Consider the following 23,625-nt stretch of genomic DNA (forward strand, 5'->3'; position numbering starts at 1 on the left):
CCCGACAGCTGTGTCATCCTTTCCAATTTGTATAACTGATTGAGTGATTTAACAAAATTTTTCAATCAATTATGTAAATGAGTTACCAACATCACCAGTTCAAACGTAAGTGAACCATAGGTAACTATACTCATTTTGATGCCTTCACTGCTTTGCGATGAAGGCTCAACGAAAGAGCAAATTGCTCCACAACTTTGCTTAGAATAACCGCTAGGACACCATTATGATTATCTCAGCTTCTACTGACTACCGCGCTGCCGCGAAAGCCAAACTTCCCCCGTTTCTATTCCATTATATTGATGGCGGCTCTTACGACGAACGCACGCTGAAGCGTAATACTGACGATTTAGGTGATGTCGCCCTTCGCCAACGCGTCCTACGCGATATGACAGATTTGAGCCTAGAAACCGAGATCTTCGGTGAGAAACTGGCAATGCCAATCGCGCTAGCTCCTGTTGGTCTAACTGGTATGTACGCGCGCCGAGGCGAAGTGCAAGCAGCAAAAGCGGCCGAGAAGAAAGGCATCCCGTTTACTATGTCGACCGTTTCGGTTTGTCCTATTGAAGAAGTCGCACCTGCAATTGAACGTCCAATGTGGTTCCAGCTTTACGTGCTTAAAGACCGTGGCTTTATGAAGAACGTGCTTGAGCGTGCAAAAGCTGCTGGAGTCACAACGCTGGTGTTTACCGTTGATATGCCAGTTCCTGGCGCGCGTTACCGTGACATGCACTCAGGCATGAGCGGCCCTAACGCAGCCATGCGTCGTGTGTTCCAGGCGATGCGCCACCCAAGCTGGGCGCTGGATGTGGGTCTACTTGGTAAGCCGCATGACTTAGGTAACATCTCAACGTATCGCGGCGAACCAACAAAACTAGAAGATTACATCGGCTGGTTAGGCGCAAACTTCGACCCGTCTATCTCCTGGAAAGATCTTGAGTGGATTCGTGACTTTTGGGATGGTCCTATGGTCATCAAAGGCATCCTCGACGAAGAAGACGCGAAAGATGCGGTACGTTTCGGCGCGGATGGCATTGTGGTGTCTAACCATGGTGGTCGTCAGTTAGATGGCGTACTTTCAAGTGCTAAAGCACTACCAAGCATTGCAGATGCGGTAAAAGGCGATCTTAAGATCTTTGTGGACTCAGGTATCCGTACTGGTCTTGATGTGGTTCGTATGCTCGCGCTGGGCGCAGACTGCACACTGCTTGGTCGTTCATTTGTGTACGCATTGGCTGCACAAGGCGGCGCAGGCGTTGAAAACCTACTGGATCTGTACGATAAAGAAATGCGTGTAGCTATGACGCTGACAGGCGCGAAGTCTATCGCGGATCTTTCTCGAGATTCGCTAGTGAAAATCCCATAATCTTTGCAGGCGATTAAAAACAGAAACGAAAAAACGAGCCACAATTGGCTCGTTTTTTATTGCTCTTCAACCCGATAATTTGACGAGCAAGCTAGCTTACTTGGTGAACGTACTCAATCACGACTTGGTTTCCGTCGATAAACACGTTACTGATATCACCATCCACCGTCACACGATTTTGTAAATAAACCGTACCAGATGCAGATAGATCACGCTCCGTCAAAGACGGAATCACCTGACCAGGACGTACATGTAGCTGCTCGCATAGCTGTTTTACAAAACCTAGCGTCAGTGGAGAATTACCACGCAACAAGCCAGAAAACTCGTGTAGACTCAAACCAAGGCGCTTCGCCATTTCCATTTGAGTGATGTGCATTTTGGCTTTTTGTGACATCCAGATGTCGTAGAGCGCGTTTCGATCCAGCTCTGTAAATTCCATATCTGCCTCCGCTAATTCAAGAGCCAATACACTCTCACACTTACTTAAGATAAATGTTAGCGATAAGTCAGAGAAGTTATAATTGATCGTTCAAATATCAACCCTCAATCATTGGTAGCGTACCTCTGAACATGCATGAGGCGGTCGCTCAGCAAAACGTAAAGGTAACTCTCTTGTCATTGGAAGGAAAAGTCCATCTCGGCGGTTTAGACATAAGTAAATGATTTAAAGGAAATCACTGGGGTGAAGGAGTAATATCTGCTACCTTTCCTTCCATGGTTCACTAGAAATAAGTTACATATGCCACAGTGGTTTACCGAATTACAAAGCTACATTGAAACGTCTCATCAAAATTGGAGTGGAAGCGTCCTTTTCATTACGCTCGCTAGCTTTATAGCTTGGATAGCTTGGCGGCTGATTCGCTCTCGCCTCGCTGCGCTCGTAGAGAAAACGCCCTTCCACTGGGATGACATGTTGCTTGATGCGCTAAAAGCGCCAGTCAGTACACTCATTTGGTGTTGGCCTGCAACCGTCTCTATCGGCATCATATTAGAGAGCGAGCTCAACGATAAAATAAACTGGTTAAGTACGCTGAAACTGATTTTAATCATCAGCATCTTCGTATGGACCGTTATGCGGCTCATTACCAATGTTGAAGAGCATGTTCTCGAACAAAAGAACCGAGATGAAACAACAGTACAAGCGATAGCTAAGGTCGCGCGCCTGTTCTTTATTACCGTCGGAGTTCTAACCGTAATGCAGGCATTTGGTCTGTCACTATCGGGCCTACTTACCTTCGGTGGTGTTGGTGGTTTGATCGTCGGTTTAGCGGCGAAGGATTTGCTGTCTAACTTTTTTGGAGGTCTTATGATCTACTTCGATCGTCCATTTAAAGTTGGCGATTGGATCCGTTCTCCAGACCGACAAATAGAGGGGACGGTAGAACGCATTGGCTGGCGTATGACCATTATCCGAACTTTCGATAAGCGTCCACTGTATGTGCCAAACTCAGTGTTTAGCAGCATTGTCGTAGAAAACCCATCTCGCATGCTGAACCGACGTATCTACGAAAAAATTGGACTTCGTTACGACGATGCTGAAAAAATGCCGCAAATTATCACCGCGGTAAAAGAAATGCTGAAAAATCACAAAGACATTGATGCACGCCAAACACTTATCGTCAACTTCGATACATTCGGTCCATCATCATTGCACTTCTTTATCTATACCTTTACTAAAACCGTGAATTGGGTGAGATACCATGAGGTTAAGCAGGACATACTGCTTAAGGTAATCAACATCATTAAAGAACACGATGCAGATATCGCGTTCCCTACTCAGACGCTTAAGCTTGATCCTATACAAATGGTAAAAGCGGAAGAGCAAGAAGATCACGGCTTCTAGTTCTCACCAATACCCAAATAATCAAGCCCGCTGTGTTTAAGCGGGCTTTTTATTTTTCTTCGCATGAAGTGGTTATTGTTGCGTTAACACCATACGTGCATTCAGCGGTTGGATTGGGCGATTGTTTTTCCCCATTACTTCCGAAAAAGATTTTATCTGCTCAGGAGAAATAGTTTGTGCTTCTTTCATCACCAACCAACGTACACCTTCAGAGCATGGCGGTGTCGTTAGTGAGCCGTTAAAGCGGTAGTAGTCTTTATCACTTGGGATAAGGGCATCAGCATCAAATGGAACCTTGATGGTAACATCTTGATCTTTAGTTGGAATGTTAGCTAGCATCTTAGCTAGATCTGGGTTCGCGTCACCCAGTTTAAAGAACACCGCGACAACAGCTAGATGACCTACTTTGTCGGCATGCACAAAGTGTGCTTCTAGAGGGTATTCTTTACCGTCCACATGGTTTTCAGATGGCGTATGGAAGTGGAACTGTTTCAACGTAAACTCTTTACCATCAATGGTGAGTGTGTTTTTACCTTCTAAACCAGTCTGTAAAGTGTGACCGTTGTTCAGCAGTGAAATTGCCTTACCTTCGTAGTCGAAATTCAATTTTTCTAGCTTCGCTTCGGTCGCCGATTCAATGTTGATTGGGCTCTGGTTTTGACCTTTTGCGCACTCAGATGCAAACTCACCCCAATGAGCAGGTCCATGGTTTCCCTCGTAGCCCCAGCTTGCTGCATAAGCTGTTCCTGTAAATACCAGTGCCAAACCTAATGTTGTTAGTGACTTCTTCATCATTTTCCTTATTTCTGAAAGTTAAATTCCGTGAGAATAAAGCCATACTAATCTCACAAAATTAAGCAGTGACAGAGTGAAAACTATGATTACAAAAGATTTTTGGAATAGAAGCCTCTAATGATGTAATTGACATGATGCTCAAAATTGAACGTCAACGATTATTGAGTCGGTGTAAGTACCTGCAGGAGGGGTCGTTTGGCTAGTTAGTATCTGCGCGCGATAATTATAATTCTGTGGAGTGATACCATCAGGAATAGAGCCGCCAGTATCGACGTCACTGTGTTCACGACGTTCAGAACTGGTTCCTCCCCAGCGATCCATCGATGATGACTTATAGATTTCATACTCCAAATAGTGACCACTAGAAATCATTCGCCGCTGACCGCCGGACGCATTTAGGCCGTCATTCAAGCCAATGGAGAAGGAACTATTCTTGGTACAAGTTAACGATATAACCTGACTGACTGGTTCAAAACCGGCCACTAATGGGGACGAACCAAAATCAATATCTGGCGCTGTGATCATACAATCAGGGGTCACTTCCAACTCAACCTCAATCACGCTTTGAGCGCTGCCATTGGTGCGGCCAATGCATACCCCTAGAACCCCGATCCCCTTACAGTAATCCCAATTCCAGGATACGGTGATTTGGTCTTTATAAGTCCCAGCGGAAAGATTACTACCCACTCCCGTCCGAGCATAAAGCGGAAACTCGGCTTGAGTGCCAAACAACCCGAGTAAATCGAGTAACCCGATTTCAAAAAAATTGTAAGTTTGGCCGAATACATACTCTTGTGAAAGACCTGGATCGCCAAAAATCTGATAGCTGAGCTCCGAACTCGGATCATCCTCATTTAATAGCAAACCATTATTTATACTGTTAAACGTTGCTGATACGTAGTCGCCACTTAACAAAGACACAAGTGTAGAAAAGTCACACGTAATGCCTGCATGAGGCTGAGCTGAGCTTTGCTGCTGAGAGCTTGAAACAGTAAACGAAGAAACATTGCCAAACAAGATTAAAGGTGTTGCCGCCGTGAGCTGACAAGCCATTGTCGAGAACGAGAAAAAGAGAAGTAGGCTAGCAAACCAGCGGCGCAAAATCATAGTGCGGTCTCTTCTTCGGCTTTGATACAAACCTGCTCAGGCAATGTTTGTATTTTTTGACTGTCACGCTGATACAACCCCTCAATAAACACTGTACATGGCGGCTGTCCTTGAGGATAAAACTGAATGTAGCGGCCTGGGTCAACGCCTTCAAAGTAGGTAAAACCATCCCAACCAATTTGGCTTGTTAAGCCCGTTTCTGAGCGGCCATATGTACCAATCGGAAGGAACAAATGATTTTCGTCTACCACCGTCATGCTCAGTGCAACTTGTAGCTCTATTGGGAACTCTAACAGGTAGCCGTAGCCCGAATGTATCGAAGCAAACTGCTCTGTTGCAGAAAACGCAGCATTGGCAGGTAAATTAAGTGGATCGATTTCATATTTGGCGGTGTAATACGCCGTAGCCCAAGGAACAAGTAAGTAACCTTCATCGTCTGTCACTCCGACAATTTGATTTTCATATTTAACCGGAATACCTTCAAAACCACTGGTGCTCACCACCGCGAAGCTGTCATACACTTCATTCGCCGGGAATATTTCTCCATCCAACGTAGAGACCGAACCTGCCATTTCCGCAAAATAATCATAGTCGCCACTGGTGCCATTTAACCCCGCTCTGAACTGCGCCCATGACGCACGGTAGGTCAAATCGGCCTGTTTACGGTTTTCTGGGTGTTCGTTAATATCATGCGCTAAATTGACGCCCCACCCACCTCGTATTGGCGCAAGGCGGCTGTAACCCACTCGCCCTCTAACATCGCCATCGTCCTCTCTTTTCAGCGTTAGCCCCGAACTTCCCCCCAAAGAACTGAAAGGTAGAGAGAATTGAGCCAACGTAACACTCTGACCACCAATACTATGGTTGTAAGAAAGGGACATATTGATATTAAAAGGCAGAGCGTAGCTATAAGTAAGATTTAGGGTACGTGAATCTGAGTCGGATTGTTGAATATCAAAGTACCCACCAGAAAGTGAGCCCCAATCTCCCAAACGGACTCCCATATTGATTTGTGATAGATGGCGCGACGCGAGTGAAGCGTCCTTGCCTTCATCGAGCATTTCGTAATTTGGTAAATGAGATAAGGTATAAAAGTCGGCTTGTTCTACTTGAGTTCGAGCAGCGAAGCTAAACAGCCGAGACTGATAACTATAACCTAGCGCATATGAGGTAGATTGATCCTGAAAATTACTCACACGAAACGAGGCATCCACCGTACCCAAGTTGAAAGCATTGGTGACAAAGCCCAGCCCCGCAACGATCAGGTCATCTTTTGCTTCAGCTTGAGCTTCTAGTGTTAACCAATCAGTCATGCCATGACGCAGAGCGGTAACCACGCCACCGTCTCCATAGTCGTTAGATGCATTACCGAAATTTTCTCTGATCGCACCAATACTCGCACTGTAAGATGTAAATCCGGTCTTGAGTAGATCGGAAGAGAGAAAAAATGGGCTGGTCATGACCGTTTGCTTACCTTGAGCATCCGTTGCAATTACCGTTGCTTCCCCAGCACCAGAGAGCATTGGAATATCGTTAATAATGAAAGGACCGGGCCCAACATTCATTGAGTCAGTTTTAAAGCCATTGATAAACAAATCTAACGTAGTGGGCGCTGTGACCTCACCATAAAATGCAGGTAACGGCGTCGTCACGACATCCGGACGCATAGAGAAATCATGTGACAACTGAATACCCGCCATTCTTACTGGTTGGCTCCAAGATAAAGGGCGAACAATATAGTCCCCTACCTCCATACGAATTCGCTTCTCTTGATTGACGTACTCGTAACTCGTATCAAAACGAGTGTACTGGCTGCTTTGCTGGGACTGAACATCGCGATGAAAGTTAGATTTAAATATCCCGGTAGTAGAAAAAACGCCAAACTCAGAAAAGGCTCTGACTTCATGATTGATAGAAACCTCCTTTTGTCGGCTTTCGTTCTCGTACACACCAAATACGTTGTAGTTAAGCAGGCCACCACGCCCAAACTGAGCCGGGGAAAATCGCCCCATATCCTGCGCTGATAAATTCTGCATCGGTAACCAATTAGGCGGTACGTCAATTGCGAGTTGCAATGACGATTGCAAGTAACGCACGTTAACACCTGGGATAGACGTAACCTCAAGTCTCTCTTCGGTTCCAGGCAACGACTTGGCGGTAACCCCAACTGAAATGAGGTCCTCCCGGAGCAAAAAGAACTGATCGCCAACTCGCTCAACTTTCGCAACAAGCCCTGTTGCTCTTTGATTGATCACCAACTCCAGATTGAGGCTAATATTCTCAAACTTTTCTAATGAGAAATTTTCAGGACTCGGTAGCTCAGAGAAGTGGTTTGCTGAATTTGCACAAAGACCAATACTGCTCCACGTTACGCTAAGTAATACCAACCAAAAGAAAGCATTCATTGTATTAAATCTATTCATTATTGCTTCAATGGTATTTGGTAACGTTTACCTCCAATATTCGCGCTCAAACTCAAGGGTCTGACATTACTATGGGGAATAGACCAAACCTTATACTGTTCAGGAAGAATATAGCCAGCTAGTCCATCGGAAATAACGACAGGATCTTTATTCGGTAGATTCAACTGTAAATTCACTAAGCGAACATGGTGTTTTCCTGAATTTTTAATGTGAACAAAACGCTGATTATTTTTCTTAATAAACTGTGCCTGTAAATCATCCCATAATTCACTGTCACGGTTTGGTTTTTGAGTATCAGTCAGCCCTTTCCCGTAAATAAACAAAGGTATCGAGTAACGCATTCGGACTTTTACAGCGAGTTCATTTTCCGTCAATTCTGTTTGAGGGTTTTGAGTTGGCGGTAATTCATCTATGATCACTCGGTATGCATACTCCTTACCCGCATAGGCCTCATCTTGGTTGATGATGCGGATTAACTGCTTTTCACCTGGTTCAATTTTGACAAACGGAGGGGTTGCAATTAACTGGCTTTGACTTGAATAACTATCTTCTCCTTCGTTTTGTTCCCACTTAAAAATTCTCACCTGTAAATAAGAATCAACACTGCCTTTATTTACCATCCAAAGTGATGTTGCATTACTCTCCTCTGATATTTTGGGGTAAATCGGCCAAATTAATAATGAGTTAGCATTGGCATTTGAGAAAAAAACAAAAAGGAAGGTTATTAATAATAGTTTTTTGAGTATGAATTCCATTTCACCCCTCCAAAGTTCACTTACCACTCTAATGTCAGCGTAAGCGTATCCATATAAATTCCAGCCATTTCATTCCCATTTATTGTCGCCTTTGCCCAGATAGGAAACTGAATATTATCTGGGTCTTGGTCGGTATCGACGGAATATTGCGTGTCAATATCAAGCACCTGCGTATAATTTAGATCCTGAAACAAAAAGTAATCTACCGTTGTCGCTTCTTCACTGTGCTTTAGCTTACGTACACCGTCCGATGCATTCATCCCGCCATTTACGGAAACATTCATCGTAATACCCGGAGTACAACTTAATGTGAGTGATGAACTGTAAGTGATGCTGCCTTGTACTTCCGTCGCGTAAACTGAAGAATGCTCACCAAAATCTAACGTGCCTATTTGCCCGGCTTGGGTTGCGCTTTCTTCTTGTACTGCGCCGTTAATCAAACAACCTGTATCTACGGTGGCAGACACCTGAAAAGTTTGTGTCGCATCAGCCAGCACAGTTAAAGAGCACAAACTCATCGCGACAAGTGAAAAGCCCCTAACAACCAGCGTCACGTTTTACCAGCTTAGCGTCACACTGATGGTATCGGAGTATGTACCGGCAATGCTGCTCGTACCGTAAGCTTTCGCAAAAAGCTCAATAGTTTGCGATGTTGCACTAGTAAATTCAGACAGAGCTACCGTCCCGCCTTGTATAATTTGTGTGCTTCGGTCTGAGTCGGTAAACAACGTATAATCAATAAATTGCGCGCCATTTGACATCGCATAGGTACCAACGGTCGCACTTGCATCATACAATCCGGTGCCCAATGTAAACGTCGGTGTCACACCGTTACTACAAAGCACTTCAATACCCGTCGCACTACCACCATTTACCACACCATCTTGTTCACTGAAGATTGCAGGCACGTCTCCAAAGGCGAGTGAGCCAAAGCCAACGCCAGAAGCTGCATCTACCGCATTATTTCCATTAATCACACAACCTTGTACAAGGTTAATTGAAACATCAATCGTACCGCTCACTGACGCTCCACTCGCTTGCCAACTAAATGAGGTTAAGAGCAGAGGCATCATCAGATAAAATCTTTTCATATAAAGCTCCATTTTTACATTCCACTGTATATCGGTAACCTTTTTATTAGTTATAGCTCAATTATGACAAACCAAATGCATATAAAATGTAAAACAATAAAAAGAAGCAGGATAAGGATAAAGACGAACAGCAAATAAAAATATTAAACTTAAAAGTGACGATTTTTAAGCATGTAATGCTAAAAAATAACCACTAAAAACAAATGGTTATTATCTTATTCCAAATACAGAATTGACAATTAGTTAGAAGGTAGGGTGAAGTTGAGTGGAAAAAATCTAAAAAAAGTAGCAGAACGATACGAGAAGTTTAGAAAAGGTTGGCGACCATTTCTTCCCGAAACAAAAATCTTCATGAAACAAAAATGCGCCCCAAAAAGGAGCGCATTTCTTACTTGAATAAGTTATTCCCAATCAAGAATAACTTTGCCTGACATACCGCTGCGCATTACATCGAAGCCTTCTTGGAAGTCATCAATCTTGTAGTGGTGCGTGATGATTGGCGATAGATCCAGACCAGATTGGATCAGTGAAGCCATCTTGTACCAAGTTTCGAACATTTCGCGACCGTAGATACCTTTGATCACCAAGCCTTTGAAGATAACTTGGTTCCAGTCGATACCCATGTCTGACGGTGGAATACCTAGTAGTGCAATGCGACCACCGTGGTTCATTGTGGTTAGCATTGAGTTGAATGCTGCTGGGTTACCAGACATTTCTAGACCAACGTCGAAGCCTTCTGTCATGCCTAGCTCAGCCATTACGTCTTCTAGCTTCTCTTCAGCCACGTTTACTGCGCGTGTTACACCCATCTTACGAGCAAGTTCTAGACGGTATTCGTTCACGTCTGTGATCACTACGTGGCGAGCACCAACGTGTTTAGCAACCGCTGCTGCCATGATACCGATTGGGCCAGCACCTGTGATAAGCACGTCTTCGCCTACTAGGTCGAAAGAAAGTGCTGTGTGTACTGCGTTACCAAACGGGTCAAAGATAGACGCTAGATCGTCAGAGATGCCTTCAGGGATCTTGAACGCGTTGAACGCTGGGATCACTAGGTATTCTGCGAATGCACCTTCGCGGTTAACGCCCACACCAATCGTGTTACGACATAGGTGAGTACGGCCGCCACGACAGTTACGACAATGACCACACGTGATGTGACCTTCGCCAGATACGCGGTCACCGATTTCAAAGCCACGAACTTCCTGACCAATCGCAACCACTTCACCCACGTATTCGTGACCGACAACCATAGGCACTGGAATTGTCTTTTGTGACCATTCGTCCCAATTGTAGATGTGTACGTCTGTACCACAGATAGCGGTTTTCTTAATTTTGATCAGAATGTCGTTATGGCCAACTTCAGGTTTATCAACCTCAGTCATCCAGATGCCTTCTTCAGGCTTTAGCTTTGATAATGCTTTAATTTTCATAATGTAACCTTAATTAAAGGCCCTATTGTCTAAGGCCTAGAATCTTAAATAAGACCCATGTCCTTACCAACTTGGATGAACGCGTCGATTGCACGGTCTAGTTGCTCGCGAGAGTGCGCCGCAGACATTTGAGTACGGATACGTGCTTGACCTTTTGGTACTACAGGGAATGAGAAGCCGATTACGTAGATGCCTTTCTCCAGCGCACGCTCTGCAAATTCTGCTGCTACTTTTGCGTCGCCAAGCATGATTGGGATGATTGCGTGGTCAGCACCACCCATTGTGAAACCAGCGTCTTCCATACGAGTACGGAAGTGTGCTGCGTTTTCCCATAGACGATCACGTAGGTCACCGCTCTCTTCTAGTAGATCTAGAACGCGGATAGAAGCGCTTACGATTGCTGGTGCAACAGAGTTAGAGAATAGGTATGGACGAGAACGCTGACGTAGCCAGTCAATCACTTCCGCTTTACCAGATGTGTAACCGCCTGAAGCGCCACCCATTGCTTTGCCTAGCGTACCAGTGATGATGTCGATACGGTCAACCACGTTGTGGTGCTCGTGCGTACCTGCACCTGTTTTGCCCATGAAGCCAACAGCATGAGAGTCATCAACCATAGTCAATGCGCCGTACTTCTCTGCTAGGTCACAGATAGCCGGAAGGTTTGCTACTACGCCGTCCATTGAGAACACACCGTCCGTTACGATAAGAATGTGGCGAGCACCTGCTTCTTTCGCAGCGATCAGTTGTTGCTCTAGCTCTTCCATGTTGTTGTTTGAGTAGCGGAAACGCATCGCTTTACATAGACGAACACCGTCGATGATTGACGCGTGGTTTAAAGCGTCAGAGATGATTGCGTCTTCTTTGCCTAGAATAGTTTCAAATAGGCCCGCGTTTGCGTCGAAACATGATGTGTAAAGAATCGTATCTTCTTTACCTAGGAACTTAGAAAGCTTCTGCTCAAGCTCTTTGTGGATGTCTTGCGTACCACAGATAAAACGTACTGAAGCCATACCAAAGCCGTGCTCGTCCATGCCTGCTTTACCCGCTTCGATAAGTGCCGGGTGGTTAGCAAGACCAAGGTAGTTGTTCGCACAGAAGTTTAGTACTTCTTCACCAGTAGAGATTTTAACAGCCGCTTGCTGTTGAGACGTAATGACACGCTCTGATTTGTAAAGGCCTTCCGCCTTTACTTCTTCGATTTGCTGCTGAATCTGTTGGTAGAATGCAGAAGACATTTGAAATTCCTTCCTAGTTATTTTGGCGAGTATTTACTCGTTTAGAATTAGGCTTAGCCTTTATGTGACGGGCGTCACGGGCTATCACTCATCAATTAATTGTAGTGTAATTCAAGGAAGGAGGAAGGATTATACCTTAAGGTGGAAAAGCATTAATGAATCCTAGGCACAAATTCAATTAATGCTTTTCTATGAGGTTGTTATAAAAGGAATTATAGCCAGGTAGGCTTAGCCAAAAGTGCTTCAAAGTCCTTAGCAGGTAATGGTCGGCTATAGTGGAAACCTTGCCCGAACTCACAGTTTAGGTTTTTCAGGTAATCCACATGACGCTGTTCTTCGATGCCTTCTGCGACGATCTTAAGATCCAGCGCTTTCGCCATTGCTATGATTACGTTGACAAGCTCGCGGTCTGAGTCGTTCTCGAACATATTTTGCATAAAGCTACGATCAATCTTTAAGCGGTCGAACGGAAACTTCTGCAAGTAACTCAGCGCAGAATAACCAGTACCAAAATCATCAATAGTAAGTTTGGTGCCTAACGCTCGTAAGTTATTAAGCATGTCTAATAGCTCAGAATCGTGATTGAAGAGGAGACTTTCTGTCACTTCAATATCGAACTTATTTGACGGAAGACCAGACTCCTCAAGGCTGTGTTTAATAAACGTAAGTAAGCGCTCGCAGTACCTAAATTGAACACTAGAAAAGTTTACAGAAACAAACAACGGAGTCAGACTTTGCCATTGTGCCGCTTGTCGACACGCTTGTTGAATAGCAAACTCACCAATTTGATGAATTAAACCATTTTTCTCTGCAATAGAGATAAACTCTTCAGGGTTTACAAATCCGTACTTGTCATCATTCCAACGCATTAGCGCTTCTGCCCCTACGATTTTACCACTACTCAGCTCAATAATTGGCTGATAATACAGCTCTAATAACTGATTGGAGATCGCACTTCTCAGACGATTTTCCAGATCCAAATAGCGTTGCAAATCTTGGTTCATATTATGGTTATAAAAACAAAAGCCATCACGCCCATCTTGTTTCGCCCGATACATTGCCATATCAGCACATGCAAGGAGCTGCTCAGCGTTGTCTCCGTCATCCGGGAACACAGACATTCCGACGCTGCTACTCAAGAAGAATTCATGGTTGTTCCAAACAAACGGATCGTTAAACGCCGAAAGCACACTTGAAGCAACTCGCTTTGCAGTATCATTATCAGGCAAATCAGGGATGACGAGTAAAAACTCATCCCCACCAATTCTCGCCAATAAGTCTGTTTTTCTTGCGACTTGATACAGTCGCTGAGCACTGAGTTTAAGGATTTCATCCCCAACAAAGTGTCCCATTGAATCGTTAATCTGCTTAAAGTGGTCTAAGTCGATGAACATCACCAAAACTTTAGACCCACTACGCGATGCCCTAATTAACTCCAAAGCCAATCGCTCGGAACCATAACTACGATTAGGCAAATTGGTTAATGTGTCATATTTAGCTTGGAAGGCGAGTTCTTTTTCAGACGCTTTTCGACGTTCAATTTCGTTCGTTAATTTTTTATTCTGTTTAGAAAGAATATCTTTACGCTTTTTTTCTTCCTCAAGCTTAATTTTCAATTCAATCCTATTATTGTTCGTGATGAATGCATAACATAAAGCAATGACGATCATAACGGCGAGAATACTCAAACCAATAATAAAGAGCCGTGATGTAAATATATCTCGTTCACTCAAAGGCTCGAACCACGCCATCAATTTGAAGTGATGTTTATCCACAGGCACTTCAAAGTAAATTTTTCCGTCTATAGCCTCAGAAACGAAATAGTTCTCATCCTTATTGTGAGAAGGTGTTTTATTTATGGTATCCCATACAACCATTTCCACGTCTTTTATTTTTAGCACCATTCGGCTATAACTATCTTCGTGTTCTTGGTTAGTAAGTTGGTCAATAACAATATTCTTATTAAGATCGGCAATTAAAAAGGCAACAGGCTTTCCGGAGAACTTAACTTGCTTAATGACTTGAATGCGAACGTCATCATTGTATCGCGTCGCACAAACCTCTTCGGGATGCCCGTGTTGAGTCATTAAGGTTTGTATGTCCATTTTGTGCTCGGCAAGGTTTTCAGATCCAGTGGTGACAATGGTGACTCCATCACTGCCTACCAGCGTGAGCTTCTTATAGATTTGGCTGCTATTAATTAGCTTACTGTCTATCTTCTCATCGAAGCGACGCTTTAAATTAATTAAACTTGCACCTAACCCATACTCCATTGACATGCCAGAAGCTAAATTACCAAAGAATGTTTGTATTGTTTTATCTGTAGCTAAATTATCAACATCTTCACTCGCTATGGTAAATAAATTATCGAGTGTGCTTGCATAACTTTTTACTTTTAAATCTAGTTCTCTGTATTGAGATTCTTTTAATTTATTTTGACCTACGCTAGTCACAGTAATAAGCATAGCTAAGTAAATTGAAACTAATATTGCGCTTATTGTAATAAATCTTTTACTGGAAAATTTTTTAACGGCCTTATTCATCGGACTTTCTTTTTATCTTCTATAAAGTAATCGTTATAAAAGTAGTAAATAGATGGATAGTATTTTTTTACTAGTTTTTCGTATGAACCGTCTTTTTTTATCGAGTCTAAATAACGATCAAATGCTTTGCGTAATTCAGGGGAATTTTTACGGAATGCAACAGCCATTTTTTGATTTTCAGATATAGGGCCAATGACTTTTATTTCACCCGGCCATTTTTCGAGGGCAATTAGCGTATCCGCAACATCTAATAATGTGCTTTCCGCATCATTTTTCATTATCGCTGGAACCATCTCATTAAGGAGACGCGCCCCATCAGGTAATATAACTTTTGCACCTGTGTCATATAAGTCATAAAGGTTAGGATCCAAGCAAGAATGTTCTAAAGCTAACACTTCGCGACCATCGATCAGCTGCTTGACGTTTTTAACATCTTCATCGACCGACCCACTTGGTTTAATCGGGCTCAGACTAGAGTCGGATCTGGAAACCAACCATACACCTGAAGGAAAATAATCTTGTGAAAAATCGACAACCTCAGAGCGCCAATCAAGAATAGTAACGCCATTTGCGATCAAATCGCCTTCAATTGGAACACTTTCTCCGACAACAGCCTGCTTGTTGTGATATTGCACATTTTGCCCTGTCAACTTACCAACCACGTCGCTCCACTGTGCTGGAACATACTGGTACTGAACACCTAACGACTTGGCAAAACCTTTTATTATCTCTACATCCAAGCCAGTCAAAGTTTCCACTTCACCTTGTTCAATATAGGAGACAAAGTTAGCGTACGGGACACCAATGTGACGCAGTACACCGCGTTCACGGATTTGTTGTAAATCGTCTGACCAAGCGGCAGACGACGCAACAGAGGTAACCATGAGCGCCACCGTCGCTAAAGTTCTTTTGAATGTTATGACTGACATAATAATATCCTTACCTTTCACAAAGCGCCCAATAATGGGCGCTTGAGTGATAAACAACGATGTTAGAACGACGAGTAATACAAATTCGTCATCGCCACTACGAGCCCTTCCACATCTTGTTCGTCATGGAACAAATGCGTAGAGATACGCAGCGCGTAAGTATCAAAGTCATCATCCTTATGCAGCTTAAAGCTAGTCGTACGGATGATGTAACCATATTCTTCACGTAAACGATCTCGGAATTCCGTCAGTATCTCTTCATTAGTTACATCGGAGAACGGGTTAACCGTCGTTAAGCCACTGGTTAAGCCTTCCACGTTTGGTGAATACATTTTGGCTTGTGGTAAGTACTCTTGAAGCAAGGTTTTACATAAACTACCAAGGCTTACAACTCGCTCTTCGATACGGTCTCGACCAATCTCATCCCACATTTTGCAACTATCAACTAGTGCTTGTTTCGCAGGATAGTTATCGTTACCAATGTATTGCATTTGCAGCTGTTTACCCAGGTAATCAGCATGAGAAAGTGAGGAGTTGATCAACCATAACGGGTTCTCTCGGTCACTCCAATACTCATTCAAACGGTTACCGTTATCACGAACATACAGAATACCCGTCGCGCCCGGACCACACTGCCACTTATGACCAGATCCTGCATAGAAATCACAATCCATATCGTGGAAATCAAGGTCAAACATACCGACCGTATGCGCGCCATCAACAAGAGTAGGCACACCATACTCTTTTGCTAAAGCACAAATGGCTTTTGCTGGTAGCGCGGTTCCTGTTTTGTATGTGATATGAGAGAAAACAATTAGGCGAACGTTTTGATTCGCATCAAGCGCGTCTCGGAACGCTTGAATGTAATCTTGCTCAGAAACGTTTTCGGTACCAGTAAATACTGGTAGTTGAATTTCTACCACATCCACACCAAAACGATGTTTCGCTACGTTCATAGGTGATGTTGCAGCAATATGTTCATGGTGTGTCGTTAGAATCACATCACCTGGTTCAAAGTGTAAGCCATTAATGATCGAGCATAAGCCATCAGTAGTGTTGCGGCTGAGAATGATCTCTTCTGGGTTAGCACCAAAACCTGGTGCGACGTCTTTAACCATCTCAGAAACATACGGCCAAGAGCCAAATTTGCCTTTCATGTCCCAAGGATATTTAGCCACCAGCTTGTTGTTATGCTCGTAATCTTCAAGAACATGTTTTGGCATTGAACCTGTTGTACCAATGTTCATGTAAGTGGTTCGTTTGTCCAAAACGAACTGTCTTCGCACTTTACGCCAGAAGCGCTTATCGTGTTTCCTACCTAGCCCGCGGCTGCTCCAATCAATTTTCTGTTCTCGTGCTTGAGCTACGCCTGAGAAAGCGGAAGCACTCACACCAGCAACAACAGCTCCTGTTGCGCCTTTCAGAAAATTACGGCGGCTGCTATTAGTCTGAATAGATTCCTTGTCTTTCATCTTTTTCAATCCTTGTCGGAAATTAGCCATATTATTAATTTTAAGTGCGTAACTATCTGTTACTAAAACATTATTACCCATTACAATCAGAGTTTAATTTTTTCCTCTGCCATTAAGTGACTTTAGTTCCAATTTTTTATCTTATTTGATGATATAAGCAACAGTTTGACCACAAATCTATAAACAACAATGTTCACATTAATATATTCGTTAATTTGATTATTCTTTATTGCGGACAATTCCACCAAATTCTTTATAAAACAATTATGAGCTTTGTTATAAAGTCATTAAAAATTTAACTTTGCGTTAATTTAAAAATATTCAGGCTATTTTAAGATTGGCGTCTATTCTTTTTATATCTTAACGATCTCAACATGTTAAGACTAAATAAAAGAAAGCTGATTTCGGGCCGAGATATCAGTTTAAGACCATAAAGTGATACACATCACTCTATGACATAAACTCACCGCTCAACAGACATAAGTAAAACAGGTTTTCACTAATATGTGCTTGAGCGTACACCCTAAAAGAAGGAGGTCCCATGTTAAAAGGATTGCTATGCATTTCAGTTGCATCCGCTCTTGTCGCCGCCCCTAACGCGCTAGCAAAAACGGTAGAAATGACTGCTCTCAACACCAATGAGAGCGCTGGTACCATTGAGATTTCACAAAGTGATTATGGCGTTGTTTTTACGCCTCAATTATCAGGTTTGTCAGCAGGTGTGCACGGTTTCCATGTTCACACTAATCCATCTTGCGATAGCATAGAAAAGGATGACAAAACCGTATTAGGCGGCGCAGCAGGTGGCCATTATGATCCTAACAACACAGGGAAGCATGGCTATCCTTGGACCGATGACAATCATTTAGGCGACTTGCCTCCACTCTATGTGGACATGGACGGCAATGCCAATCAGCCCGTTGTCGCTCCTCGCCTAAAATTATCAGATTTAAAAGGTCGAGCGTTAATGATCCATGCAGGCGGTGACAATCACTCCGATCACCCAAGTAAGCTAGGTGGTGGCGGCGCTCGCGTCGTATGTGGTGTTATTGAATAAACATTAACTTATGTCTCACACTTCTCTTTAGATTGCGAGAAGTGTGAACTTCTGTTGATACTGAGAGGAGGTTGCATTGGTCTCAAGGTAGCTGTGGTGAAGCATTAAGATCGATTGGACAATCTTCGTCCCGATCCCCAAAGAACCGCCCTCCGCTTCTTCCTCGATGTGATTGACGAAGGTAAAGTGGATACGCGACTTATCTTCACTCAAATGCGCTTGGCAATGCACTTCCGAGCCGATTGGGCTGTGACGCAATGCATTTTCAAGCAGGTTCAATACCAACCGTTCCAATAGCCCCTTATCACCCACAGTTTGGATTTCGCTATCGATATCCACTTTCAACACCACTTCTTTACGAGAAAACTGGCTCTGCATCGTTTCAGCACATTCTGCCATCAACGCGCCAAGATCTACGGGGCGGTACTCGTAGTTTGGCATTGGAGCTTCTTTGCGCGCGGCGTCTAACAAAGAATGCAATTGAGTTGAGAGCTTCTCACAATTTCGGAAAGCAACGTCAATCAAAGGATCGGATTCCGGATGTTGCAAACGCCATGTTTCCAAATAGCCCAGCACGCTCGATAACGGCGTTTTTAAATCATGACTAAGCTGCAACAAGCTTTGACGACGATGAGACGATTGATACTCCAACTGTAAAAACTGCTGCTGAATGTGCTTCGCCATCATCTGATAAGAGTGCGCAATCGGCACGAGCTCCGGCACTTGGTGAGTAAAATCAGGTTGCAGGCGGAAATCATGTTCAGCTTGCTGTTGAAGTTGCTTGGTCACACGCTCAATCGGGTTCAATAGGCTACGTTTAACCAGCACATAAGCTCCAAGAGCAAAGCCTAAAATGGACACTAAGACCAATCCTGCCAGCGCGATATAAGGAGTATCGACTTGAGCATTGGCAATGGCGTCATGTCGGGTACTGCCAATCACCACGTAGAGATAACCGACCGTCGAGCCTAATTCTTCTATCGCCGCGACAGAAAAGACTTTGTGTTCACCACGATTACGTGGGTCTTCACCCAAAATAGGAAAAGGCTGGTCATTTAAGAATTGCTTAATGGGATTGAGATCCACCTTCCCCATGATCTCCGCCCCTTCCGGTGCTGCATGAGTGGTGATATTGCCTTGGCTATCGAGGAAGTAGATTTCAAAATCAGGGCCGATCAGCATGAGCGTATGAAAGATCGACTTAAGTGCTTTGGGGTTGTAATCCGTCCCGATCATCAGCGGGTTATCATCACGCATGTGGCTGGCTAGCTCTTTATGCAGGCTTTGCTTGGTGCGTAACTCAATGGTTTCTTTTTGCCAATTGTAAGTTAGTGCAATCACCACCGCCGCGAGGCAGAACCACAAGCTAGTAAATACCACTAAGCGAGATTTGAAGCTCATCCTATCGCCTCCTTAAACAGCGGTGTTTTTGAAACACCCGTGATGATTGAAAAATGACGGTGAAAACAACTACCGACTTACTGTCTTGGCTTGATGTTTTGACTTACTTTCTTGAATTAGTGTCTTGGTTGAAACTTATATCCAACACCCCACACGGTTTGAATGAAGTGATGATCAGAGTCAGACAACGACAGCTTGCTGCGTAAACGGTTAATGGTGCTACACACCGTATGGTGATAACCAGAATGACTGGTGTTCCAAACGTGATCGAGCAATTCATCTTTACTGTAGACTCTGCCCGGACGAGTCGCGAGAAACTGCAGCAAAGTAAACTCTGTCGCGGTAAGAGTGACATCTTTGTCGTTTAGGGATACTTGGTGCAACTCCGGAATGATTCTCAGCGGACCAAAATCCATCGCATCGTCGAGGACTTCATCTGCTACTTTGGCTTCTGCGGTTTGGCTGACTCGGCGCAGCACGTTTCGCACTCGTGCTTGGAATTCTAATACGCTAAATGGCTTAGTGATGTAGTCATCAACGCCTGCTTCTAAACCGTCAACCTTATCCATTTCACCGTCTCTGGCTGTCAGCATGAGCACTGGGCTCCAATCTTGTTGCTGACGCAAATAATGGCAGATGTCTAGACCATCACCATCTGGCAAACCTCGGTCAAGGATCAATAAATCAAAGGGTTGTTGCTGATATTGCGCTTTAGCATCGGCGACATTTGTGGCTCGCGATACTTGGTGTCCTTGAAACTTGAGATGCATCTGAACCAGTTCTGCCAAATCATCGTCATCTTCCACCAACAAGATGTTCGCGACTAAATTGATTGCCTGTTGTTCCATGGTCCTTTCCTTGCCTTCGAGTATCCTCACTTTGCACATGACCGGAACAAATTAGAAATTCTTTCAAAAAAGGTTCCGATGACGCCATGAGGGATAAAGCGCTCGGCTACAAGCGCTTTGGAAAGGAGACGTCATCGGAGCCTGTGTTACTCGACTCGAGTGATGGTGACTTTCGCACCTGGGTTCAAGAAACGATGGTTCGCAGAAAGTGCTGAGTTTACTAATCCGTCATCTTGGCTAACAACACCCGCATGAAAAGCAACAACGTCATTGCTGTCATTACGTGCGGCATTGAAACCCTCACCGCCACCTGCTGGGCCTGGAATGGTTGCGGCAAGCTCATCGTTTAGCTCTGTACCGGAATCCCAAACGTTCATGCTCATTTCGTAGCTTTCACCTACTGCGAGCGATTTGAGCGATAGCCCCGTTTCGCCAACAAAGGCATCATTGGTATTCACAAACATAGACGCCACAGACAAGTAACCGTAACGACTAGGGTCAACCGTGATGGTGACTTCGTCCGATGCACCCGGCAACACCAATCCATTACCCGAAATACCTTGGTAAACACTGTCATTGCTGTTCATCAACTCAATCAGCTCAGCGTTACTGCCGCCTTCGGCAAGATGCTCAAGTTCAACAGATGCCGCTTGGCCAATTTCAAACAGTTGGTAGTCACCATTGTGAGTGAGTACCGCGAGCGGAGACATAGGTTGATTCGCAGTCAAGTTCGCCACGTTGACGGTGTAGCGGTACGATTTCACTACGTCATTATCATCATCGCTTGGACAACCGGCGAGCAAGCCGACTGAAGCTGCTACTAGTAAGATTCTGTATTTCATACATCCCCCTTACTTCACAACGATTGTGATGGTTGCGACTGGGTTTAACCAACGATGGCTACTGCTGTCTAGGTCACTGATGCCGCCAGTTGGGTCGCTATCACCGAGGTTACCCGGATGCACGTGAACTTTGTCGTTAGTTACCGTTGCTTCAACGCCTGTGCCGCCAGTACCAAAGGTAATGAAAGGTGGGTTTGGCATGCTAGACGCAAGTTCATCGTTCGCTTCTGTACCGGCATCGTAACTTCTTAGCGTTGCTCGGTATGTACCCGCTTCCGTTGGAATCTTCCAGCTATCTAGACCAACAAAACCGTCATTAGTTGGCAGCAACATCGCGCTCAGAGAAAGATATCCATGGTCGCCACTGTCCAAGGTGAAGGTGGTTGCAACACCCGGATTCAAAATACCACCAGCAGGGTTCTCAACCACCGCACCACCAGCATTACCAATCACACTAGCAAGCCCAGAGATATCACCGCCTTCTGCCATTGCTTCTAGTTCTGGCGTTGCTGCTTGACCCGTTCTGAACATTTGAAGATCAGAGCCATGTGCGGCAACAATAAGTGGCGTAAAGTAGATACCTTTGGTTGCGTTTGTCACGGTGATTTCCAATTCCGCCGCATTCACTGATGCAGAGCCTAGTGCCATAGCGACTGAAGTCATGACGAGTCCGAGTTGGGTACGTTTTTTCATTGTGATTCCATCCTTTAATGAGGGTTGAACTACCCAAGCCCATGTGTACGGCTTTACTTCTTTGTTCGTGACTTGAGTAGGTTAAGCATTACGTTTCGAACGTTTTGCGTTCTTGCCTCTAAGAATGACGAGCAAATCTATCAGCAACTTCATCGAATTCTCATAAAATTCTCACAAGTTCTGTTCGAATTCTGTCAACAGCACTTTTTTACTCTTAATCAGCTATTTACACGTCGCGCTTTCCCCTCCTACAATGCGATATTCCCTGTTTAAATCACGATTCTCACCATGATTCATAACGTTCTGTCTGCCTACTATGGCGAAATCTACGGCATCGCTTTTTTCAACCACTACTTGAGCCATTACGCCCAAAGTGAACAACAAACACTGTGGCAAACCTTGATTGAAGTGGAAGAACTCACCGCAGAAAAGCTCAAACCTGTATTGCTTACAAATGGCATGGATGTCGAAAGTCGACACCAAGAGATGTTGGATAAAGGCTTGGCAGATGCAACCAAATGGATTGGTTTACCATGGCAAGAGTTGGTGACGACTCTTCTAAAGTGGGTAGAACCTTATGAGGTCAAGTATCGAGAGTGGCATGAAGAAGTGAACGCTTCACAGCAGTATTCAATCGCTGAGCGAGAAGCTATCGAGTTGATTGCAGACCACGAAACGGCCATTTATCACTGTTGGCAGCAATACCATACTGGTGAATCTGGCTTGCCTGCACTCAATGCATTTTTGGCAAAATATCGTTAAAGCGAGATGGTGACACTTGAACCTCGTGAAACCGTACCAGACAATATCGTTATTCCGCTGCGCAGAACTGAACAATTATGGTTAATCCAAAACTCATTGCCCTACTTCCTGATCTTGCTTCGTTTATCTTGGTGGTAAACGAAGGCAGTTTTACCGCTGCTGCTAAACAACTCGGCGTAACGCCATCGGCTTTAAGTAAGTTGATCACACGATTAGAGCAAGCTCTCTCGGTGAAACTGTTTGAGCGCACGACTCGTAAGTTGATCATTACTCAAGCTGGGCAAAAGGTTTACGACCAAAGCATCGCAATGGTGAATGCCGCGCAGCAAGCCGTTGAGTTATCTGCAGAAGATCATGCTGAGCCAACAGGCGCACTCACAGTAGCAGCCCCTGAAGCATTTCTTAATTCGGTGCTTCAACCGTTTGTGTTGCCATTCCTAGAACGTTATCCAAACATACAGCTTAAGCTGCGTGCAGCAGATGGTGAGATCGATCTGTTCCGCCAAGGTATTGATGTCGCCTTTAAGCTCACCGACAAACCCGATGAGAATCTGGTCCTCAAAGAGATCAGCAAGACCAATCTTGTTTTGTGCGCCTCTCCAGATTACCTAGCCAAACACGGTATGCCTGAGCATCCCACTGAGCTTGAGCAACACGACTGCATTTACCTTGCCGAGAACGACAAAGACAACATCTGGTCATTCTTTAAAGATGAAGCCTTTCATTCCATTGCAGTAAGTGGACGCTACGCCGTCAACCATTCTCAAATGCGCTTGAATGGGGTTAAGTCTGGCTTGGGAATTGGAATCTTCCATGACTTCGTGATCAAAGACGCGTTAGAGCAAGGAGAAGTGGTGGAGGTTCTGCCGGATTGGATGATCAAGAGTAACTACCATGGCGCTATCGCGATGCAGTATGCGCAAACCAAATACATGCCTGCTCGTCTGCGCGTGTTTATCGACTTCGTTAAGGAGCATTTAGTCTCCGACGATACTAACCATGCTTGAGGGTACGAGCCATGTTTGAAGAG

The 23,625-nt window shown here is 44.4% G+C and carries 21 protein-coding genes; 5 read left to right on the top strand and 16 right to left on the bottom strand.

Going from position 1 to position 23,625, the window contains the following annotated elements:
- Nucleotides 1-223: 223 nt before the first annotated feature.
- Complete coding sequence (lldD, locus tag R7Q46_RS03000; RefSeq protein ID WP_005383962.1) at nt 224-1,363, top strand: FMN-dependent L-lactate dehydrogenase LldD; 1,140 nt, start codon at nt 224-226, stop codon at nt 1,361-1,363.
- A gap of 91 nt (nt 1,364-1,454) precedes the next feature.
- Here lldD and R7Q46_RS03005 read toward each other — a convergent pair whose 3' ends face one another.
- Nucleotides 1,455-1,802, bottom strand: a complete 348-nt coding sequence (locus R7Q46_RS03005; RefSeq protein WP_005375109.1) for a helix-turn-helix domain-containing protein — start codon at nt 1,800-1,802, stop codon at nt 1,455-1,457.
- A gap of 300 nt (nt 1,803-2,102) precedes the next feature.
- On the opposite strand from R7Q46_RS03005, the gene R7Q46_RS03010 reads away from it, so the two are divergent.
- Nucleotides 2,103-3,206, top strand: coding sequence for a mechanosensitive ion channel family protein (locus R7Q46_RS03010; RefSeq protein ID WP_262647341.1), 1,104 nt, complete (start codon nt 2,103-2,105; stop codon nt 3,204-3,206).
- Between the two features lie 72 nt (nt 3,207-3,278).
- Here the strand turns inward: R7Q46_RS03010 and R7Q46_RS03015 are convergent, their stop codons facing one another.
- The 11 genes from R7Q46_RS03015 to R7Q46_RS03065 all read right to left on the bottom strand — a co-directional run bounded on the left by R7Q46_RS03015 (nt 3,279) and on the right by R7Q46_RS03065 (nt 16,992).
- Complete coding sequence (locus tag R7Q46_RS03015) at nt 3,279-3,998, bottom strand: carbonic anhydrase (protein ID WP_005375106.1); 720 nt, start codon at nt 3,996-3,998, stop codon at nt 3,279-3,281.
- Nucleotides 3,999-4,139: 141 nt separating this feature from the next.
- Nucleotides 4,140-5,108: a spore coat U domain-containing protein gene (locus R7Q46_RS03020; protein ID WP_262647340.1), complete on the bottom strand. Its 969-nt coding sequence runs from the start codon at nt 5,106-5,108 to the stop codon at nt 4,140-4,142.
- Complete coding sequence (locus tag R7Q46_RS03025; RefSeq protein WP_411978761.1) at nt 5,105-7,531, bottom strand: fimbria/pilus outer membrane usher protein; 2,427 nt, start codon at nt 7,529-7,531, stop codon at nt 5,105-5,107. Before R7Q46_RS03025 ends, R7Q46_RS03020 begins: the two co-directional genes overlap by 4 nt.
- Nucleotides 7,531-8,286, bottom strand: coding sequence for a molecular chaperone (locus R7Q46_RS03030; protein WP_213871260.1), 756 nt, complete (start codon nt 8,284-8,286; stop codon nt 7,531-7,533). The genes R7Q46_RS03025 and R7Q46_RS03030 overlap by 1 nt, the downstream gene beginning before the upstream one ends.
- A 20-nt stretch (nt 8,287-8,306) precedes the next feature.
- On the bottom strand, nt 8,307-8,804 hold the full coding sequence (locus R7Q46_RS03035; protein WP_017820521.1) for a spore coat U domain-containing protein: 498 nt from the start codon (nt 8,802-8,804) through the stop codon (nt 8,307-8,309).
- A 39-nt stretch (nt 8,805-8,843) separates the two neighbouring features.
- On the bottom strand, nt 8,844-9,389 hold the full coding sequence (locus R7Q46_RS03040; RefSeq protein WP_005375099.1) for a spore coat U domain-containing protein: 546 nt from the start codon (nt 9,387-9,389) through the stop codon (nt 8,844-8,846).
- 389 nt (nt 9,390-9,778) lie between these two features.
- Nucleotides 9,779-10,810, bottom strand: a complete 1,032-nt coding sequence (gene tdh / locus R7Q46_RS03045; RefSeq protein ID WP_005383983.1) for an L-threonine 3-dehydrogenase — start codon at nt 10,808-10,810, stop codon at nt 9,779-9,781.
- Between the two features lie 44 nt (nt 10,811-10,854).
- The gene (locus R7Q46_RS03050) at nt 10,855-12,048 is read right to left on the bottom strand and encodes a glycine C-acetyltransferase (RefSeq protein ID WP_005375095.1); all 1,194 of its coding nucleotides are present in this window, start codon (nt 12,046-12,048) and stop codon (nt 10,855-10,857) included.
- Between the two features lie 212 nt (nt 12,049-12,260).
- Nucleotides 12,261-14,591, bottom strand: a complete 2,331-nt coding sequence (locus R7Q46_RS03055; RefSeq protein ID WP_053307924.1) for a putative bifunctional diguanylate cyclase/phosphodiesterase — start codon at nt 14,589-14,591, stop codon at nt 12,261-12,263.
- Nucleotides 14,588-15,520, bottom strand: coding sequence for a transporter substrate-binding domain-containing protein (locus tag R7Q46_RS03060; RefSeq protein WP_005375093.1), 933 nt, complete (start codon nt 15,518-15,520; stop codon nt 14,588-14,590). Before R7Q46_RS03060 ends, R7Q46_RS03055 begins: the two co-directional genes overlap by 4 nt.
- 62 nt (nt 15,521-15,582) lie before the next feature.
- The gene (locus R7Q46_RS03065) at nt 15,583-16,992 is read right to left on the bottom strand and encodes an aminotransferase class V-fold PLP-dependent enzyme (protein ID WP_005375092.1); all 1,410 of its coding nucleotides are present in this window, start codon (nt 16,990-16,992) and stop codon (nt 15,583-15,585) included.
- 541 nt (nt 16,993-17,533) lie between these two features.
- Between R7Q46_RS03065 and R7Q46_RS03070 the strand changes: the two genes are divergently transcribed.
- A complete protein-coding gene (locus tag R7Q46_RS03070) occupies nt 17,534-18,049 on the top strand; it encodes a superoxide dismutase family protein (RefSeq protein WP_005375091.1) in 516 nt (171 codons plus the stop codon).
- 27 nt (nt 18,050-18,076) lie between these two features.
- Here R7Q46_RS03070 and R7Q46_RS03075 read toward each other — a convergent pair whose 3' ends face one another.
- From R7Q46_RS03075 to R7Q46_RS03090, 4 genes are all read right to left on the bottom strand, one after another.
- Nucleotides 18,077-19,450 (bottom strand): sensor histidine kinase, encoded by a 1,374-nt coding sequence (locus tag R7Q46_RS03075; RefSeq protein ID WP_005383993.1) that lies wholly within the window; start codon nt 19,448-19,450, stop codon nt 18,077-18,079.
- A 116-nt stretch (nt 19,451-19,566) separates the two neighbouring features.
- On the bottom strand, nt 19,567-20,298 hold the full coding sequence (locus R7Q46_RS03080; protein WP_038876381.1) for a response regulator transcription factor: 732 nt from the start codon (nt 20,296-20,298) through the stop codon (nt 19,567-19,569).
- 146 nt (nt 20,299-20,444) lie between these two features.
- Complete coding sequence (locus R7Q46_RS03085) at nt 20,445-21,140, bottom strand: spondin domain-containing protein (RefSeq protein WP_054579352.1); 696 nt, start codon at nt 21,138-21,140, stop codon at nt 20,445-20,447.
- A 9-nt stretch (nt 21,141-21,149) separates the two neighbouring features.
- Nucleotides 21,150-21,833: a spondin domain-containing protein gene (locus R7Q46_RS03090; RefSeq protein ID WP_005384002.1), complete on the bottom strand. Its 684-nt coding sequence runs from the start codon at nt 21,831-21,833 to the stop codon at nt 21,150-21,152.
- A gap of 288 nt (nt 21,834-22,121) precedes the next feature.
- On the opposite strand from R7Q46_RS03090, the gene R7Q46_RS03095 reads away from it, so the two are divergent.
- Together R7Q46_RS03095 and R7Q46_RS03100 are read left to right on the top strand one after the other, a co-directional pair.
- A complete protein-coding gene (locus R7Q46_RS03095) occupies nt 22,122-22,595 on the top strand; it encodes a hypothetical protein (protein WP_213964068.1) in 474 nt (157 codons plus the stop codon).
- Nucleotides 22,596-22,672: 77 nt separating this feature from the next.
- Nucleotides 22,673-23,602 (top strand): LysR family transcriptional regulator, encoded by a 930-nt coding sequence (locus tag R7Q46_RS03100; protein WP_213871263.1) that lies wholly within the window; start codon nt 22,673-22,675, stop codon nt 23,600-23,602.
- The last annotated feature ends 23 nt before the right edge of the window (nt 23,603-23,625 follow it).

The organism is Vibrio sp. 811 (assembly GCF_033339195.1).